General features: G+C 41.3%; 15 protein-coding genes. 4 read left to right on the top strand and 11 right to left on the bottom strand.

Going from position 1 to position 18,157, the window contains the following annotated elements:
* Positions 1–6 precede the first annotated feature (6 nt).
* The 3 genes from RT138_RS09095 to RT138_RS09085 form a co-directional block, all read right to left on the bottom strand.
* On the bottom strand, positions 7–3,096 hold the full coding sequence (locus RT138_RS09095) for a TonB-dependent receptor (protein ID WP_313190418.1): 3,090 nt from the start codon (positions 3,094–3,096) through the stop codon (positions 7–9).
* Positions 3,097–3,510: 414 nt separating this feature from the next.
* On the bottom strand, positions 3,511–3,873 hold the full coding sequence (locus RT138_RS09090; RefSeq protein ID WP_313190417.1) for a hypothetical protein: 363 nt from the start codon (positions 3,871–3,873) through the stop codon (positions 3,511–3,513).
* A gap of 251 nt (positions 3,874–4,124) precedes the next feature.
* A complete protein-coding gene (locus RT138_RS09085; protein ID WP_313190416.1) occupies positions 4,125–4,439 on the bottom strand; it encodes a GIY-YIG nuclease family protein in 315 nt (104 codons plus the stop codon).
* Between the two features lie 271 nt (positions 4,440–4,710).
* Between RT138_RS09085 and RT138_RS09080 the strand changes: the two genes are divergently transcribed.
* The 4 genes from RT138_RS09080 to RT138_RS09065 all read left to right on the top strand — a co-directional run bounded on the left by RT138_RS09080 (position 4,711) and on the right by RT138_RS09065 (position 9,406).
* On the top strand, positions 4,711–7,521 hold the full coding sequence (locus RT138_RS09080; RefSeq protein ID WP_313190415.1) for a family 78 glycoside hydrolase catalytic domain: 2,811 nt from the start codon (positions 4,711–4,713) through the stop codon (positions 7,519–7,521).
* A gap of 13 nt (positions 7,522–7,534) precedes the next feature.
* Positions 7,535–7,849 (top strand): L-rhamnose mutarotase, encoded by a 315-nt coding sequence (locus RT138_RS09075; RefSeq protein ID WP_313190414.1) that lies wholly within the window; start codon positions 7,535–7,537, stop codon positions 7,847–7,849.
* A gap of 39 nt (positions 7,850–7,888) precedes the next feature.
* On the top strand, positions 7,889–8,929 hold the full coding sequence (locus tag RT138_RS09070) for a GntR family transcriptional regulator (RefSeq protein WP_313190413.1): 1,041 nt from the start codon (positions 7,889–7,891) through the stop codon (positions 8,927–8,929).
* Positions 8,930–9,034: 105 nt separating this feature from the next.
* Entirely contained in the window at positions 9,035–9,406 is a 372-nt protein-coding gene (locus RT138_RS09065) for a DoxX family protein (protein ID WP_313190412.1), read from the top strand.
* A gap of 788 nt (positions 9,407–10,194) precedes the next feature.
* Here RT138_RS09065 and RT138_RS09060 read toward each other — a convergent pair.
* The 8 genes from RT138_RS09060 to panC all read right to left on the bottom strand — a co-directional run bounded on the left by RT138_RS09060 (position 10,195) and on the right by panC (position 18,035).
* Positions 10,195–10,752, bottom strand: coding sequence for a DUF4136 domain-containing protein (locus tag RT138_RS09060; protein WP_313190411.1), 558 nt, complete (start codon positions 10,750–10,752; stop codon positions 10,195–10,197).
* A gap of 43 nt (positions 10,753–10,795) precedes the next feature.
* The gene (locus RT138_RS09055; RefSeq protein WP_313190410.1) at positions 10,796–12,442 is read right to left on the bottom strand and encodes an NAD+ synthase; all 1,647 of its coding nucleotides are present in this window, start codon (positions 12,440–12,442) and stop codon (positions 10,796–10,798) included.
* Between the two features lie 306 nt (positions 12,443–12,748).
* Entirely contained in the window at positions 12,749–13,318 is a 570-nt protein-coding gene (locus RT138_RS09050; protein WP_313190409.1) for an FKBP-type peptidyl-prolyl cis-trans isomerase, read from the bottom strand.
* 76 nt (positions 13,319–13,394) lie between these two features.
* Positions 13,395–13,868: a thioredoxin fold domain-containing protein gene (locus RT138_RS09045; RefSeq protein WP_313190408.1), complete on the bottom strand. Its 474-nt coding sequence runs from the start codon at positions 13,866–13,868 to the stop codon at positions 13,395–13,397.
* The gene (locus RT138_RS09040; protein WP_313190407.1) at positions 13,868–16,207 is read right to left on the bottom strand and encodes a TonB-dependent receptor; all 2,340 of its coding nucleotides are present in this window, start codon (positions 16,205–16,207) and stop codon (positions 13,868–13,870) included. Before RT138_RS09040 ends, RT138_RS09045 begins: the two co-directional genes overlap by 1 nt.
* 172 nt (positions 16,208–16,379) lie before the next feature.
* On the bottom strand, positions 16,380–16,742 hold the full coding sequence (locus RT138_RS09035) for a hypothetical protein (protein ID WP_312696318.1): 363 nt from the start codon (positions 16,740–16,742) through the stop codon (positions 16,380–16,382).
* Positions 16,743–16,794: 52 nt separating this feature from the next.
* Complete coding sequence (gene panD / locus RT138_RS09030; protein ID WP_094255370.1) at positions 16,795–17,142, bottom strand: aspartate 1-decarboxylase; 348 nt, start codon at positions 17,140–17,142, stop codon at positions 16,795–16,797.
* Between the two features lie 44 nt (positions 17,143–17,186).
* Complete coding sequence (panC, locus tag RT138_RS09025; RefSeq protein WP_313190406.1) at positions 17,187–18,035, bottom strand: pantoate--beta-alanine ligase; 849 nt, start codon at positions 18,033–18,035, stop codon at positions 17,187–17,189.
* Positions 18,036–18,157: the final 122 nt, after the last annotated feature.

Raw genomic sequence — 18,157 nt, 5'->3', positions numbered from 1 at the left:
CTTGTCTTAAAAATTGAAATTCAACCCTAATGTGTAAATCTTTGGAACAGGGTAAGCCGAATAGTCGATACCTGGTACCAACGGACTTATATCCCCTCTGTTTATGTTCGTGCCTTCTGGATTTCCATCATAATTCGTAAATAAGAATGGATTCTGAAGGTTGGCATAAACCCTAAGGTTGTTTAACACTCCGCCAATGCTCTTAGGTAGGGAATAACCGATCGTGATGTTCTTGATCCATAAGTAATCTGTCTTTTGGACAAATAGGGAATGGGTATCACGATACATCACACGGCCTCTACCAGTACCATTGGTTGTTGGTACCAGACCACTACCTGGATTAGATTCTGACCTCCAACGATCAGCAACCTCCTTACGCACATTGAATACCCCGTCGATGTTGTCTGTATAGAACCTGGTTGCATGCAACATTTCCTGTCCCATTGAACCGACCATCATCACTCGGAAATCGAATGCTTTATAAGTCAAGGTATTGGTCATACCAAAGTTGAAGTCAGGATAAGGGTTACCGATTACCGCAAAGTCATCGTTCGGGGTAATCTGGCCATCTCCATTCACATCCTTCATTTTTAAGTTCCCTGGGATAGCCCCTGGGAATGCTGGATTATTGTCTACATCTGCTTGATTTTGATAAATTCCTTCTACCACATAGCCGATGATCATACCTACCGGTTGACCGATTTCGGTGATATTGGTAAAGTTTCCTTCCGAACTCTGTCCTGAGAAAATAGGGTCTGTACTACGGCCCAGTGCAATGACTTTGTTGCGGTTGAAGGAAATATTGAAGTCGGTATTCCAGGTAAAGTTTTCACGGGCAATATTTGCTGAACTGATTGAAAACTCAAAACCTTTGTTTTCGACATCACCACGATTTTCTACCACGGACCCGAATCCTGATGAATTAGGGATTGGGGTATTCAATAATAGATCTAAGGTGTTACGTTTATAATAGTTGGCAGTCAAAGTCAAACGGTTATTCCATGTCGTGAAATCCAAACCAATGTTCAACTCCTTCATCCTTTCCCAGCCTAGGAAGCTATTTCCAAGGCTGTTCATCACACGGCCTGGTGCCAATCCGCCTCCAAATATATAGTTGGATGCACCGATGCTACTTAAAGAAGCATAATTGGCAATATTGAAGTTACCGGAACGTCCATAAGAAGCCCTCAGTTTTAACTCATCGATCCACTCTTTATCTTTCAGGAAAGCTTCTTCGGATAATCGCCAACCGACTGCAACCGATGGGAAAGAACCCCAGCGATTGTCCTTACCAAATCTTGAGGAACCATCAGCACGGAAAGACCCTGTCAAGATATATCGATCTAGGTAGGAGTAGTTAACCCTAGCTAAATAGGATATCAATCCCCAGTCTTCGATTCCTGTTCCTCCGGTTATTCTTGCTGCAGCATTCAAGGTCTGAATGTCATCATCTGGGAATTGGGCACCGTTGAAGTTGGCATTCTTGTTCTTTTGCATTTGGATGGAATAACCAGCCAATGCAGAAATCGAATGTCCGTTATCTGAAGAGTAATCGTAGTTTAAGGTGTTTTCATTTGCCCAGTTGATGTATTGGCCTCTTCCATAACTTCCGCTAGGAATAGATGCACCCGGGGCATTTTGATTAGGTAGCGTGGAAGGTCTAAAGGTCTCGCCACTTTCATCTTGATAGTCTACGTTGAAGGTAGTCTTGAACTTTAGGTTGTCCAGAAAGCTATATTCAGCATAGGTACTCATCAATAGTTTCAATTTGGAGCTTTTGTTGGTCCGCTCATTTAAGAACATCACAGGATTGGGGTTCCCAAAAGTTCCCGCAGATTGAATATACGGAACATAGGAGCCATCATCGTTATATATTTTAGCGACAGGAGTCGTGATTTCAAAGAATTCATCCCTTCCTTGTCCATTGATTCCACCTTCAATGTAGGATAGGGTAGGGTTGATGTTCATCCCTAATTTTAATTTCTTTGCAAAATTCCCTTCCACATTCGCACGGATGGAGAAACGGTCAAAGCCTGAGTTCAACATCACGCCTTTCTGGTTCAAATATCCTGCAGAAACAAAAGAACGAATGCTTTCATTACCACCAGAGAAATTCACGTTGATATCCGACATCGGAGCGATCCGGGTAACTGCATCATACCAATCCACACCTTCACCCAATGCAGCAGGGTTTCTATATTCTTCAGGGATATCATTTATTGTGGGTTCCCTTCCTTCTTCGAACCTGATTTTATCCTCAATGGCCTCTTTCCTGAATTGCGCAAATTCTGCCGCATTCATCAGGTTAGGTCTACCTTTCTGAGGGACTTGTTGAAGGCCGGAACTTGCCGCCACATCGATTCTCATCTTACCATCCGTACCACGTTTGGTATTGATCAAGATTACCCCATTAGAACCCCTAGAACCATAGATTGCCGTAGCAGAAGCATCCTTCAATACAGTCATCGACTCAATATCATTGGGATTAATGGTTGCCAAAGGATTTCCCCTTTCACTGGAAGATCCAGGAACCGGGAATCCATCAATAACATACAACGGCTGACTACCAGCACCAATTGCTCCAATTCCCCTGATCTGAATTCTTGGTCCCCCTCCTGGAGTACCGTTGGAATTGCTGACCTGTACTCCCGAAAGTTGTCCCGTTAATGCCTGGTCAGGACTAGCAATAGCCTGTCCTTTTACATTTTTCATGGACACAGCGGCAATCGATCCAGTAACGTCCTTTTTCTGCTGACTACCATAACCAACGACCACCACTTCGGTGATATCCTCACTGCTACTGTCCAATGCAATGTTTTGTGTACCAGCAGCATTGACAACGATTTCCTTCGAAGTGAAACCAATATTGTCAAAGGTCAGGGTTTGGCCTTTGTTCAATTCGATTTCATAATTTCCGTTTTCATCGGTTGCAGTCGCCGAGTTCGTGCCCTTTACGCGAACAGAAACACCAGCAATAGGAACCCCATTGGCATCACTAACCGTTCCTGTGACCTTGATTTTCTCTTGGCCAAACATGTTTAAGTTGCTGATGCCCGTGTTATGTTCCACGGAAATGTTGTGTGTTTCTTTATTCATAGTAGAATAATTGTTGACCTCGGAATAGCCAGCCTGCGATAGAATCAAAGCAGGAAAGATCAACGATAATTGCAGGAATCTTTTCTGGGGTTCATTTCCGAATGTGAACCCTAAAACCCTCCTAAATGTTACGATAGGCGCAATTGATCGATGGTTTTTAGTTTTGTTTAATTGGTCATATTGCATACCTTTGCAAAGTTAAATGGTTAAACAATAAAGAGTTTCGACCCTCTTGGTTAGTTTAAAAAGACCATTGATATTGAACCGATAGTGCGGGAACACTGTCGGTTTTTTTATGGGTCTTTTTCAATGTTATTGTTCAATAACAGATCATCCTTTTTCTAAGTAATACATGTTTTCGTTTTTCATTTGGTTTATTGGCAGTCTAGGTTGAAGAGCTACCGGAATCAGTTATTAGTTATAGGTTGCCAATACTTTGGCTGTAATCCAAATATAGCTATCCACTTTAGGTTGAGCATCCTGCACCGTCCTGTAAAAGGGTTTTGAGGAGAGGTTGAAGGGGAGGAGGGGTGGACCCATTTTTAGTCGTGTCAACCTGATGCAAGAAGGGTCTCGGAGTACGATTTTGACTTGAGTTCCATAAAGTTCCGAGATGTTTCGTGCCTCAACATGACACACCGATGGGTTGTATTTTAGTCGTGTCACCCTGATGTAAGAAGGGTCTCGGAGTACGATTTTGACTTGAGTTCCATAAAGTTCCGAGATGTTTCGTGCCTCAACATGACACACCGATGGGTTGTATTTTAGTCGTGTCACCCTGATGCAAGATGGGTCCTGGAGTAAGTGTTTGATATAAGTTCCATAAAGTTCCGAGATGTTTCGCGCCTCAACATGACACACCGATGGGTTGTGTTTTAGTCGTGTCACCCTGATGCAAGAAGGGTCCCGGAGTAAGTGTTTGATATAAGTTCCATAAAGTTCCGAGATGTTTCGTACCTCAACATGACAAAATAAAAGAAACTCACAAAAACACTTTTTCACTCACTAATCAGGAATTGGTTTAGGATCTAGTGTAATTCTTCTGCTTCATCGTTAAGAAACTTCCATTCTGGATTAAAATCATTTATTAATGCTTCTTTTTTCGCTCTGGTCCATCCCTTAATTTCTTTTTCTTTATTAATAGCCGCACGTATATTCTCGAAAATCTCATAAAACAAGAGGTATTTTATCTTATATTTTTTTGTAAAACTATTCATTCCATAATTTTGAAACTCATGTTGATATAATCGATATCTCAAATTATTGGTAACTCCAGTGTAAAGGACAGTCCTTGATAGATTTGTAATTATATAGACAAAATATAATTTTTTGATTGGCTTCATGTCAATAAGGTAGGGGTTCTGTATTACTTAAAACTTTACTTTTTATTAATTAATCCCCTCGCCTGATAGAACAGGATAGTCTTTCCCTAACCTATTCCTATCTTTAATCCATCCTGCTTTTCTTCCAAAAATTACCCACTTGATAAAACTATTGCATAAAAAGGATGAAAATGGAAAGGTAATTTCCGAAATTGAAGTACCTAAAAAATTATACCTGATTAAATCATAACGTATGGGGATTCTAAGGATAGTATGCATTATTTGTCTAGGTTTGTTGTTAAACCTTGCAGCTTCGTATGCAAGCATACAGCCCAAATACCTGCGTACAGAATATAAGATCAATCCCTATGTAGAAGAAAGTAAACCGCGACTGAGTTGGGAGCTTGAAGGCAAGGGTTTCAACCAATCTCAATTAGCTTTTCAGGTTATGGTGGCCAGTTCGGAAGCCTTGCTTAAAAAGAACCAAGCAGACCTTTGGGATAGCAAAAAGGTCAATAGCAACCAAACCAATCAAATTGAATATGCCGGAAAGTTACTTCAGCCGGGACAGCGTGTTTATTGGAAGGTCCGCTCCTGGGATGAAAAGGATAGAGTTGGCAAATGGTCGGAAATTCAATATTGGGAATTGGCGAAACCTAATCCTGAGGATTGGAAAGCAAAGTGGATCGGGGTTGATTTAAACCACTTAGCCATTAAAGGAGAATATCATTTACCACCTTCGCCATATTTGCGAAAGGAAGTCTCCCTTAAGAAGAAGATTAAATCCGCGCGATTATACATCAGCTCCCTTGGACTCCATAATTTTTATGTCAATGGAGAAAAGATAGGCCGCGATTATTTTGCCTCAGGCTGGACTGACTATAACAAGCGGGTATATTACAATGTCTATGATGTCACAGACCAATTGAGCGATGGAAACAATGTGTTTGGTGCCATACTGTCCAGTGGCTGGTATGCCGGCTATTTAGGCTATGCCATATTGGTCGGTTCCCAACAGGTAAACCAGTTCTATGGAAAATTCCCCCTTTTGAAGGCACAGATCGATGTAACCTACGAGGATGGGAGCCAGGAGCATATTGCTACAGATTCAAGTTGGAAATACAGTACCGCTGCGATACTGGAATCAGATTTCTTGGAAGGGGAAAAGCATGATGCCAGAAAGGAACCACAGGGATGGAACAGAGTAGGTTTTGATGCAACAGCATGGACCGATATCCAAGAATTCCCTGAACAAGCAGGGCAGAAACTAGAAATCTATCCTAGTAATCCAGTGCGGGTATTGCAGGAATTATCCGCCAAGTCCATTAAGAAAATTGCTGATGGTCAGTATATCGTGGATTTTGGCCAAAACTTCGCTGGTAATATCCGGCTAAAGATCAATGGCAGCAAAGGAGATTCCTTGGTCTTTCGATATGGAGAAATGCTGTTTCCTGATGGTAAGCTGATGACGGATAATCTGCGAAAAGCAAGAGCTACGGATACATACATCCTAAACGGTTCTAAGAATGAGGAGTGGATCCCTAGCTTCACCTTCCATGGCTTCCAGTTCGTGGAAGTTACCGGATTGAAAGCGGAACCTAGCCTTGATTTCTTGACAGGCTTGGTGATGAGTTCGGATCTCGACCAGGTCGGAAGTTTTGAATCCGACAATCCCATGCTAAATCAGCTGTACAGTAATATCCTTTGGACCCAGAAAGCTAATTATTTAGATATTCCGACCGACTGTCCCCAAAGGGATGAAAGGTTGGGCTGGACGGGCGATGCCCAAGTATATATGCGTTCGGCAATCTTCAATGCCGATGTTGCACCATTCCACAAGAAATGGATCAAAGACCTGAATGATTCCCAATGGCCCAATGGTGCCTATCCCATCTATGCCCCCATGCCTATAAATGCGGAAGGGGTAGCTGCAATCAGAGCATCCGATTCTTTCTCACCGGGATGGTCTGAGGCGGGGATTATCTGCACCTATGAATATTTTAAAGCCTATAATGACCTTCGGATTGTTCGGGAGTCGCTTCCATTTATGAGGAAATTTATGGCTTTTCTAAAAGCCAGAACAAAAGGACATGTATTGCAGGAAGGATCTTTTGAAGATGTAAACCCAAAAGGAGGATTCGGAGATTGGTTATCTGTAGGAGAAAAGACAAGTCCAGATCTATTGGCCACAACCTATTATTTCTACTGCAATAAATTGATGGCTGAGATGTGTCGTGCAATAGGAGATATGCAACTGGCTACGGATTATGAAAAGGAGTCCTTTGCTGTTAAGATGGGGTTCAAGCAGCATTATATGGACGAACAAGGAAAACTGAAAACCAATGCCGAATTCTATGGAAAGGGGGAAGGCTATGTGGAAGGTCAAAACGGCTTTTCTGGCCATACCCAAACCGCCTATGCCAATGCATTGTATTCAGGAATATTGGATGAGCAGGATGAAGCCTTGGCAGGTAAATACCTCCGTGAGTTGTTGGAAGCCAATGGCAATAAGTTGAGTACAGGATTCTTGGGTTTCAAACCGCTTCTGCCAGCATTGACAGCCTCTGGTTCAACTGATAAAGCTTATATGCTCTTGCAAAGCACAGAGTACCCATCTCTAGGCTATGAGGTGGTAAATGGAGCTACTTCCATTTGGGAACGTTGGGATAGCTATAGTAAGGATAAGGGCTTTGTCCATAATGCCGCTATGAATTCCTTCTCACATTATGCCTTCGGTTCGGTAAACGAATGGATATTTGAGCATATGCTGGGCATAAAGTTGAAGGAAAATGGCTTCCAGGAGGTCTATATACAGCCTGAAATTGGTGATTTTGGAATCAATGAAGTATTGGGATCCTATCGTTCCATAGCGGGCAACATCAAAAGTGCTTGGAGCAGATCGGAAAAGGAGGTCGTACAGGAAATTCAGATCCCAGTCAATGTGGTCGCCTATTGCAGTATAAATACAGAGGATTTAAAGGATGTAAAAATAAATGGAGAACCCATCGATCGAAACAACCTAGTGCGTTCCTTAAAGAAACTAGATGGGGGAATCTTGGTCGAACTTGGCTCGGGTAAGTATACAATCAGAACAGCTCTTTAATCAAAATAGATTTATGAAACAGGTAGCCTTTAAAATGAAACTCCTGCCGGGCAATGAAGCGGAATATCTTCGTCGGCATCAGGAGATATGGCCTAAATTGGCAAAACTCTTAAAAGAGAATGGGATCTCTGATTATTCCATTTTTTTAGATTCGGAGACTTTGGATCTCTTTGCGGTGCAGACCTTGGCCGAGGGATTTGAAGAACAAAAATTAAAGGCAGATCCCATTATGAAGGAATGGTGGGCCTATATGAAGGATCTGATGGAAACCAATGCAGATTATTCACCAAAAACTTTTCCCTTAAAACAAGTATTTTACTTACCTTAGGATGTATACAAAGTAAACCTATATTGTAATACACATCTTATGACTTCCAAGGTAACTGATTTCTTAAAGACCATTCAGATTAGTGACTTTTCTGCTACCCCGAAATACAAGCAGCTAGCCAGTGCTATAATCGATGCGGTCAAGAATGGTGCATTGGAAAAAGAGGATATGTTACCCTCCATCAATGAGCTTTCCGTCTATGTGGATATTTCCCGGGATACCGTGGAAAAAGCCTATAAGTTCCTAAAAAATGCGGAAGTCATCGCCTCCATTCCGGGTAAAGGATATTACATTGCGACCACAGATGTCAAACAGAGACAGAAGATCGCGATCCTCCTGAATAAACTCAGTGCCCACAAAAAGTTGGTTTATGATTCCTTTGCAAGAGAATTGGAAGATGATGCCGCCCTCGATCTTTTTGTATATAACTCAGATATCACCTATCTGCGGACACTTTTAGGAGGACTGACGAAGACGTATGATTATTATGTGCTCTTCCCCCATTTTAAGGAAGGAAGAGATCAGGCTCCTGAAATTATCAATAAATTGATTCCACCTGAAAAGTTGATCCTATTGGGTAAGTACATAGATGATATACAAGGGGATTTTGCAGCGGTATATGAGAATTATGAGAAGGATATCTATGGGGCATTGGAAGAAGCCCTACCTTCATTGAGTAAGTACCATACCCTGAACCTGATCTTTCCGGACAATAGCGACTATCCCAAGGCGATTATCAAGGGTTTCTATAAATTTGCCCAGCAATATGCGTTCAACCATTCTCTAGTCAGTGAATTGGAGAAGGAAAAAATTGAATTGGGCAGCTGTTATATCAATATCGCAGAAGATGATCTGGTTAAGCTATTGGACAAGATCATCAAAAAGAACCTCAAGATAGGGCAGGATGTAGGCGTAATCTCCTATAATGAAACCCCCTTAAAGAAATTTATCCTCAATGGGATCACCACGATTTCCACAGATTTTGAAATGATGGGTAAGATGGCGGCAGAGCTTATCAAGAACAAATCGAAAGACCATGTAGAAGTTCCTTTTTACCTGAAGCAAAGGTCATCTATTTAATCAGTTAGTAAACTTAGTAAATTAGGATCATCCAAAACTTGCTTCCAGTCGTAAACAATTTGTTCTGTAATCTGTTCAATATCAGGTCACAAAATCAATAATCTTATGAAAATTGTTAAGACTGTTATTTTTACGCTATTCGGCTTGGCCTTTATATTCTTCGGAACAGCCAAGTTTATCAATATCATTCCGACACCTGAATTGACTGAAGCACAATTATCCATCACAGCAGCTTTAGTGAAATTGAAATGGCTTATCCCCTTGGTCGGTACGATGGAGATTATCGGTGGTCTCTTGGTCGCTATCCCCAAAACGCGTGCATTAGGGGCAATAATTCTGTTGCCTATCTTGATAGGCGTCTTCCTTCACCATACTACCTTAGATCCTTCAGGAGCGCCAATGGCTGCCGTATTGGGGCTGATTGATATCTGGATCATAGCCGACAACTGGAAGAGATACCTGCCTATGATAAAATAGCACCTTCTGGAAACCTTTTCCATTCCTTTGTTTGAACCAGGATGCCCTTCGGCAGAGCTCAGGGTACGGGATGGGAGGATAGACCAAGATTTAAACTGTATCATACAAATAATTGACCGATGGTTTTTTAGCACATTTCCAATTCTGAACGAGGAGTGAAGAATCTGTACGGTTCTTATAAAAATGGTCTGTCATCTTCAATCGAAGATTGAAGAACTGTACGCCAATGGTATCATTTTTTGATTATCAATGGTATCATTTTTTGATTATCAGTATTTATAGTTCCGATTTGTTTCGTTCCTCAACAAGACAAGCAGAGGGAAATAAAGGGTATAGTTCCGATTTGTTTCGTTCCTGCCAATGACAAGTTTGACAGAACTGTGTTCCTAGGTATTTAGACCTATATTTATTTTCCAGAAGAATATCTTTTATCCGCCATACATCCCCAGCGGGGATGAATTATTTTAGCATGGATGGTAAACAATATAGGGCTAATGCAAAAATGATGTTTGATTAATCGAACATCGTTTTTGCGCGACTTTCAGGCTAACGTGCCATTTCAGCTAAAATAATGGAACCCCAAATGGGGTTCTATATTTAAAAATAAAAGAGCTAATAGATTTTCATTGCCAACATGCTGTCATCACCTTCCGATAAATTTAGTTTAAATTTTAAATTCTCAACATGACAAATAAAGCTAAAAAGTTAGCCCCTTTCCACTCTTTCCTCTCTCACATCTCAAATCCAAAAACAAAAAAAGCGAGCATCGCTCGCTTTTTTTGTTTTTCCTATTTCACTGGATATTCCTTAAAAATTCCTTCTACCACTTTTGGTAAATTATTGATTGATTTTTCAGGGGTTTGAATTTCACCTGATCCTCTCGCTTGCCATACCACCGAATTTGATTTTCGGTCCAAGGCTTCGATGATCAAGTGGGAGTAGCGGACTTTTTCTTTACCTACCGGATAAGATCTTCCGCCCCAGCCGTAGCCCCACCAAGGACTAAATCCCCAAGGACCACCCCAACCCCAGCCTGTATTACCGTACACCATTCTGCTTTTGTTGTTCACAATCGTGATATAACGGAACAGGATGTCTGGATTTTCTTTGCTGTAGCGCATTCCTCTAGCCTCTAATTCACGGTTTGCTGTCGACAGAATATTATTTCTGGCGATATCGTTCGTAAAGTAGTTCTTGGAAAGGGAATCTACAGGAGGTAACCAACCATATGTTTTATATTGTGCGAAGTCCAAAGTCTGGACTCTCGTGGTATTATATTTATAGGAGCTACAGGAGCCTAATATGAAGACTACCCCAAGTAGCATGATTGACCAATACTTTTTCATAAATCTCAATTTATTTTATTAGACGTGCTTTACCTTAAAAAGTTTAACCACCAAACGAATATTTTGCAACCAATGGCATGGACCTACCTGGGCCAAATGCTTTAGGGCTAACGCGCAGAATAGGAGGGGCTTGGAATCTTTTGAATTCCGCATTGCAAAGCAGTTTATAGATCCTGTTTACCAAGCTTTCCTCGAAGCCTAAATTGATCACATCCTCCTTGGATTTTTCCATTTCGATCAATTGGAAAAGGACAGCATCCAAAAGATCATAATCGGGTAAGGAGTCCGAATCCTTCTGATCAGGTCTTAACTCTGCCGATGGCGGTTTAACAATTGTATTGATAGGGATAATTTCCCGTTCACGGTTTATGTATTTTGCCAGCTCGTATGCCTGCGTTTTATAAACATCGCCAATGACACTGATTGAGCCAGCCATGTCGCCATATAGCGTGCCATATCCAACAGCAGCTTCGCTTTTGTTGGAGGTGTTCAATAGGATGTTTCCAAATTTATTGGAAATCGCCATCAACAGGGTGCCACGGGTTCTCGCCTGAATGTTTTCTTCGGTGGTATCCTTCTCACGGCCAGCAAAGGTTTCTTCAAGAGTAGACTCAAAGGCCGCTGCAATATCTTTAATCGGTATAATCTGATGTTGGCATCCGGTATTCTCCACTAGGTCCAAGGCATCTTTCAGCGAGTGGTCCGTAGAATAAACTGAAGGCATCAGAATCGAAAGGACATTTTCAGGACCTAGGGCCTCGCAGGCTAATGCAGCAACCAATGCTGAATCCAGGCCTCCTGAAAGCCCAAGTACCGCAGACTTAAACCCTGATTTTTGAAAATAGTCCCTTAGTCCCAAGATCAAGGCATCATGGATCAATGATATTTCCGAGGTTTTGCGTGAGTCATACTCTACAGTCGATTTCAGGTCATTGTTGATCAATTCCACAAACTGTAGGTCTTCCTCAAATGCCTTTAATTCCAAAATCACCTCAGCTTTTTTGTTCAATGCCAAGGAACGACCATCAAAAATGATATCCGTCTGGGCACCGATTTGGTTGACATAGATTAAAGGAGCGCTTGCTTTGATCACATTGCGTTTCAATACATTTTTTCGGCTTTCAAAATGGGTGTATGAAAACGGTGAGGCTGCAATATTGATGATCAGGTCGGGGTTCTCTTTAGCTAACTCCAACATAATGTCGCCAACATAAGAATTCGGACCATCATCATCCCAAAGATCTTCACAGATGGTCAAGGCAATGGTTTTCTCTTTGAATTTGATGCAGCTTACCTGTGCATTAGGTTCAAAATAGCGGTACTCATCAAAAACATCGTAATCTGGAAGCAAGCTCTTTTTGGTAATTTGCTTAACTTCTCCTTGTTCGATCAAAACAGCGGCATTGTAAAGGGACTTTCCTTCTCCGTCTTGATTCGGAACTGGTGCGCCAATGATACAGGCGATGTCCTGACAATGTTCAGCAATGTTCTCTATGCTTTGATAGCATTGCTGCAAAAATGCAGCGTTTCGCAAAAGATCCTTAGCAGGATAGCCTCCAATTGCCAATTCAGCAAATACGATCAGTTCAGCACCTTCACCCTTAGCTTTCTGGATGCTGTCGATAATTTTTTGATTGTTCTTTTCGAAATTTCCTATATGGTAGTTGAGCTGTGATAAAGCAATCTTCATGTGTTGACTTTTATTGTAAAAATAGTAATTTAATTTAGTTATCGCCTAAAGCCTTTACGCCATCAGGTAACAAATACAGGAAAATTTCAGGATGAATTTAGAAGTTACTCTGTTGTTTTGATCTTATTCGACCCATATTCGGAATTTTCGCAAAATGAATCGAGTACTTTGAAAGGATTTCCCGAATGTGTCTCGAATGAGTCTCGAATGAAACCCTAATTTTTATCTAGTTTTTTGAGTTGAGTTCCAACAGAAAAAGGCAACCTTTCGATTGCCTTTTTGTAAATATTATTTGATTTTTTGCGCTTAGTTTGCGTTTCTGATATCCGTTACTTCAATAGTAAAGATCAGCGGTGAATCCGCAGGGATATTTTCTTGTGCTTGGTTATCATAACACAGAGGAGAAGGAGCGATAAATCTCACTTTATTTCCTTTTAATAATCCATGAGGTAAAACACCAGAATAACCTGATGAAGCTTTAGGGTAGAACATCACCATCCATGAAGTGATTAATCTGTTGATGGTCATTTGCGTAGCAGTTGTTTTTTCTTCAAACACCTTTCCATCCATTAATTCACCTTTATATTTTACGTTAGCAGTTACTGGTACCCAACCATTTCCTGCAGAAACATATTCGAATGCAGCACTATCAACGGTAGTAGGCAATACTTCGTACCAAATACCATAAGCTGAATCTATGTTGTCACCAAATTTCTCTCTTGCATAAGCTTCAATACGTGGAGCTTGAGCTTTCAAAGTTGAATCGATTCTTCTTTGATTAGCTTCATAATCAAAATCATTAGTTTCCGTCTTCATACAAGAAGAAACACTTACCACCGCCAAAAGAGCAACTAAGAATAATTTTAAGTTTTTCATATTTGTTTTTAGTATCATTAATAATGCTTCTGATAACGCATGAATTTTTTAATACGCTACAGTTGCGGGTATAAATTTATAAAATATTTAATAGTTGCTTAATACTTAAGTAATTAAATTTTTTGAATTTCATGGAAAAATCGGTGTCTAAGATAATGGTAGTAGGGAAAACAGCCCTGTTTTTGCTGCCCATTAAAATACTTGCCAAGGGGTGATATTTTCCAGTCCTTTTGGATTTTAATTCACTTGCGTAGATCTCTCCGTCGAACCTCACGGTATCTACGGATTCTGCGTCAAACTCTACGGCATAATATTCAGAATTGAGCTTTTCGATCACTTTTGGGTCATTAAAGGTCTCTCCTAGCATCTTTTTGCAATAGGAACACCAATCAGTATGAAAGAAAATCAATACGGGTTTGGGCCTAACCGTCAAAGAATCACTCAATTGCTCAAAGGAAAGCCAATTGACGGCAGGCTCGTTCCGCTCTTGAGCTTGGAGCGAACCTGTCATCAATAGGATGGCTATGCATATATATTGTAACAACTTCATTAGTGGAAATGTCCTACCTTGATACCGAAGGTAATTGTCCTTGGTCTTGATGGTCCATAGATATAATTGGAGTCACGCAAAGCGCCTTTGTCAAAATCTTTTTGGAAAGCGTTGAAGACGTTTTGCATTCCACCGAACACTTCAATGCTGAAATCTTTCTTCAGGGAGAATGTGTAACCTAAACGGAAGTTAGCCTCCACAAAATTTGGAGAGTTTTTCAAGATCATCTCTTCCCCTTCCAAGACATGGGGCACGATCATGCTACCGGTGTAAACACCAGTGATGTCAACGTTAAAAGGTTCCAATGGTTTCCAGTTCGCATTAAAGTATCCGTACACATTTGGTGTACGAACAAACTTTTTGCTGCTGATATTTTCTGCCGGAGTTTTACCTTCATACAAGAGCTGCTCATCGGTATATTCAGATCGCTGAACCGTTCCGCCCATCTGGAAACTATATTTTGCAGATGGAGCAATATTCAATTCCACGTTTGAACCATATACCTTCGCTCCGGATCCATTGCGCATTTCCTGGATGATCAAGTTTTCATCTTGGGAAGTCATGATATTGGTGAATGGATTCTGAAGATCGGTATAGAAACCTTCCAATAATAAACTGGTCTGTACCGAACCAAAGTTTTTGGTTATGTTAAATGAACCTGTATAGGCATTGGAATATTCAGTCTTTAGGTTTTCGCCGATCAATACGAACACTTGTTGCCCTCCGATGGAAGTGACGTGCATATCCTCGTTGAAAGCCTGTGGAGCACGGAATCCTCGGGCATATCCACCCCTGAATTGCAGGTAATCCGTAATGTCATATAGTAAGGTAAACCTAGGGCTGAATGTGCCAAAGTTTTGGGCAGAATTTCTGTTGTATCCGGCCAATTTATAGTTTCCATCTACATAGGTGTAATCATAACGGGCACCAATCAATGTTTTAAGGTTCTCGAGGATATTCCACTCGTATTGCGCATAAGAGCCCACCCCATGGGTCTTTTGATCGATCAGTCTATCGTATCCAGGGATATTGTCCTTAGTTCTATTGTTGTTGTATTCCACCCCAGCCGTTATGACATCGCGTTCGAAGGTATAGGTATATTGCGCACCTACAACCATGGCAAAATCATCGGTATCACCGTATGCATTGGAAGCCAGGACGCTGTCTTGAGCAGTTCTGCCGCCTCCAAGACCACCATAGAAGCTTTCTCTATCGGTAATCTGGCCAGAACCATATATGGACAGTTTATGTTTGTAATCTTTAGAATACTGATCATAGGTCAAGCCACCGATGAAGGTGTTTGTCCTTAACTGTTCCGTTACATCGGTAAAGTGGGGAGCTTTGTCCAGATTGTCACCACCTCTTCGGAATTCATTCAAGGCACTTAAGTCTAAAGTAATTTTATTGAATTCAGAAGGCTTATAGAAGGCTTTGGTACCAAAGGTGATGTTCTTCAATTTGGTCATTTCCGAAAATCCATCGCCATTTGCGTCATAGGCCTGACGGTTACGGTGCATTCCGTAGAAAGTAGCACCTGCTTTAAGGTCATTGTCTACATAGGAAGTGTTGAAATCAATGGTATTGTCCCAAGCTTGGCCATCGATGATGGAATTGGTCGATTTAATCTGCCAATCGTTTTCAACAGGGTCTTTGGTAATGATATTGATCGTTCCGGCGATGGCATTTGCCCCAAATAGGGCCGAACCACCGGAGCGTACCACCTCGATGCGGTCTATCATGGATGTTGGGATCTGGTCCAAGCCATACACACTGTTTAAGGCTGAGAAAACAGAGCGTGAGTTGATCAGGATCTGTGAATAGGCCCCTTCCATTCCATTTAATCGCACTTGGGTAAAGCCACAGTTTTGGCAATTGTTTTCCACCCGAACCCCAGGTTGGTAGTTCAAGGTTTCAGACATGGCAACAGACTGTGTTGCGGTAAATAGTTTTGGGCTCAATACATTCACGATTACCGGCGCCTTTTTTCTTTCCATACCGTAACGGGAAGCACTGACTACCACTTCGTTCAGGTTTAAGTTGTCTTCATGCAGGACAATGTTCAATCCTGATTCGTTTGCACTGAACTGTTTTTTAGCATTTTGATAGCCTACCGCTCTTACGGAAAGGCTTTTGCTGTTTTGGCCTTTGGTATCCAGTTCGAAATATCCAAGGCTATCGGTTGAAGTTCCCACTTTGGTGCCATCCAATAGAATGGTTGCATTAGGGACAGCTTGTTGTTTGTCATTGATTACGCGACCTGAAATTTGGGCATAAACCGCCTGATTGCCTAGGCCAAGGCATATAATGATCAGGAAATTCCTGAGTAGAAATAATTTCATATATAATTTTAACTGTTCAATTGCACTTGAATTCCTGAAAGTACAGGAACCCAAATAGGGTAGGGCATCATTCGCGCCACTACATAAATTAATGAATTGCGAACCTGATTGAGCAGTATGATCCCATAGCAAATGGGATTGGAGCCAATAGGTTCAAAAAGAAAAATATTGATTAAGCTAAAATGGAAGGGGGGCCACGTCCAGCACGGATATCGTGGATTTGGAAAATAATATTAAAGGTCTTGAATCCGAATTCATAGACATTGAATTCAGGTAAGATCGGTACTTCAAAAACAAATGGGGACCAATGTAAGTAAGAACCTTGGTAGACGATATCTAAGAAACGGATTTCAGCATCGGAATGGTGATGATGATGATTCTTTTCGCCAAGGTTATAGGGGTGGATGTGCGTGACGATCTCACCGGTTGAGGTGACCTCTTTGTGCATGAAGACTACGCCAGAGATGATGATGCCACACATCCATACAAGAAGGAAATGGGCAACGAATTGGCGGTATGAGGTTAGTCTATGCATGCACTGGTCAAATATCTGCTAAAATTAGCAATTAAATTGCTAAGATCAGTGTTTAAACGATTTTATTGTGTTCATCAGGGAACACAAGCAATGGTTTGTGGTTTCTCGCTTCCTCACGTTCCATTAATGCGTAAGAAATAATGATTACGATATCGCCAACCTGTACCAGGCGGGCAGCAGCTCCGTTCAAGCAGATCGTTCCGGTACCACGTTCACCTGGAATGACGTAGGTTTCAAGCCTGGCGCCATTATTATTGTTGACAATCTGTACTTTTTCATTGGCAATAATATCCGCAGCATCCATCAGGTCTTGATCAATGGTTATGCTTCCCACATAATTCAATTCAGCTTGCGTAACGCGAGCTCTATGAATTTTTGATTTCATTACTTCTATCATCATGATGCAAAGTTACTCTTTTAATATAAAACGGCTTAAAAATTATTCTAACGGGAAAGTAATATGTTGTCGATCAAACGAACCTTTTCAACCCATGCAGCGATCAGTGCAACATAGTCTTTGCCTGATTCGATATTTTCGACGGGGGCCAAGGTACTCGTTTCACAGATGCTTAGGTATTCCAATTCCACAGCAGGGTTGGAAGCAATAATTGCTTTTGCTCCATCCAATAGCTCAGCGACGGACTTCTGCTTAAGGTTGTCCTGGATAAAGCGAAGCGCAGTAATTAAAGTCAGGGCATTTTCTTTACCCTCCTCAGAAAGGCGTGCATTTCTAGAACTCAATGCCAAACCTGCCTCACTTCTGATAATAGGGCAGATCAAGAGTTTGATGTCCAGGTTTTTGATGTCAATCATGCGTTGGATGACCATGACCTGTTGGAAGTCTTTTTGGCCGAAGCAAGCTTGGTTTGGTTTTACCAGGTCAAAGAGCTTAAAAACGATCTGTGTAACACCTTGGAAGTGTCCTGGGCGGTGTTCGCCTTCCCAGATTTGGTCTAGGTTTCCTAGGTCGATATGCCATTGAGGGTCGTTTTCAGGGTACATTTCCTCAACGGTCGGCATAAAGAGGATATCACAGCCTACCGACTCCAACAGGGCGATATCATTTTCTATAGGGCGTGGGTATTTCTCCAGGTCCTTCGGGTCATTAAATTGAGTTGGATTGACAAAAATGCTACATACTGTGATGTCGGTCAGTGGTTTAGCATAGTTGATCAAGGAGAGGTGACCTTCATGCAGCGCACCCATGGTCGGTACCAGGGTGATGACTTGATTTTGTTGGCGGATTCCAGCAAGTTCATGTTGGAGTTCCTGTTTAGTGCGAAAAATTTTCACGGTCAAAAATTAGAAATAAGGTGCAAAAATGGGGAATAAAGTTTAAATTATAAAATGATGATTTTTAATCAATTGTAAAATTGATAAATTAATTGTATCTTTGTAGACCGATTTTACTATTC

It is taken from the genome of Sphingobacterium sp., from assembly GCF_032065005.1.
Lineage (GTDB): Bacteria > Bacteroidota > Bacteroidia > Sphingobacteriales > Sphingobacteriaceae > Sphingobacterium.
The sequence above is the reverse complement of the archived record's forward strand: the minus strand, read 5'-3'. Positions and strand labels throughout refer to the sequence as shown.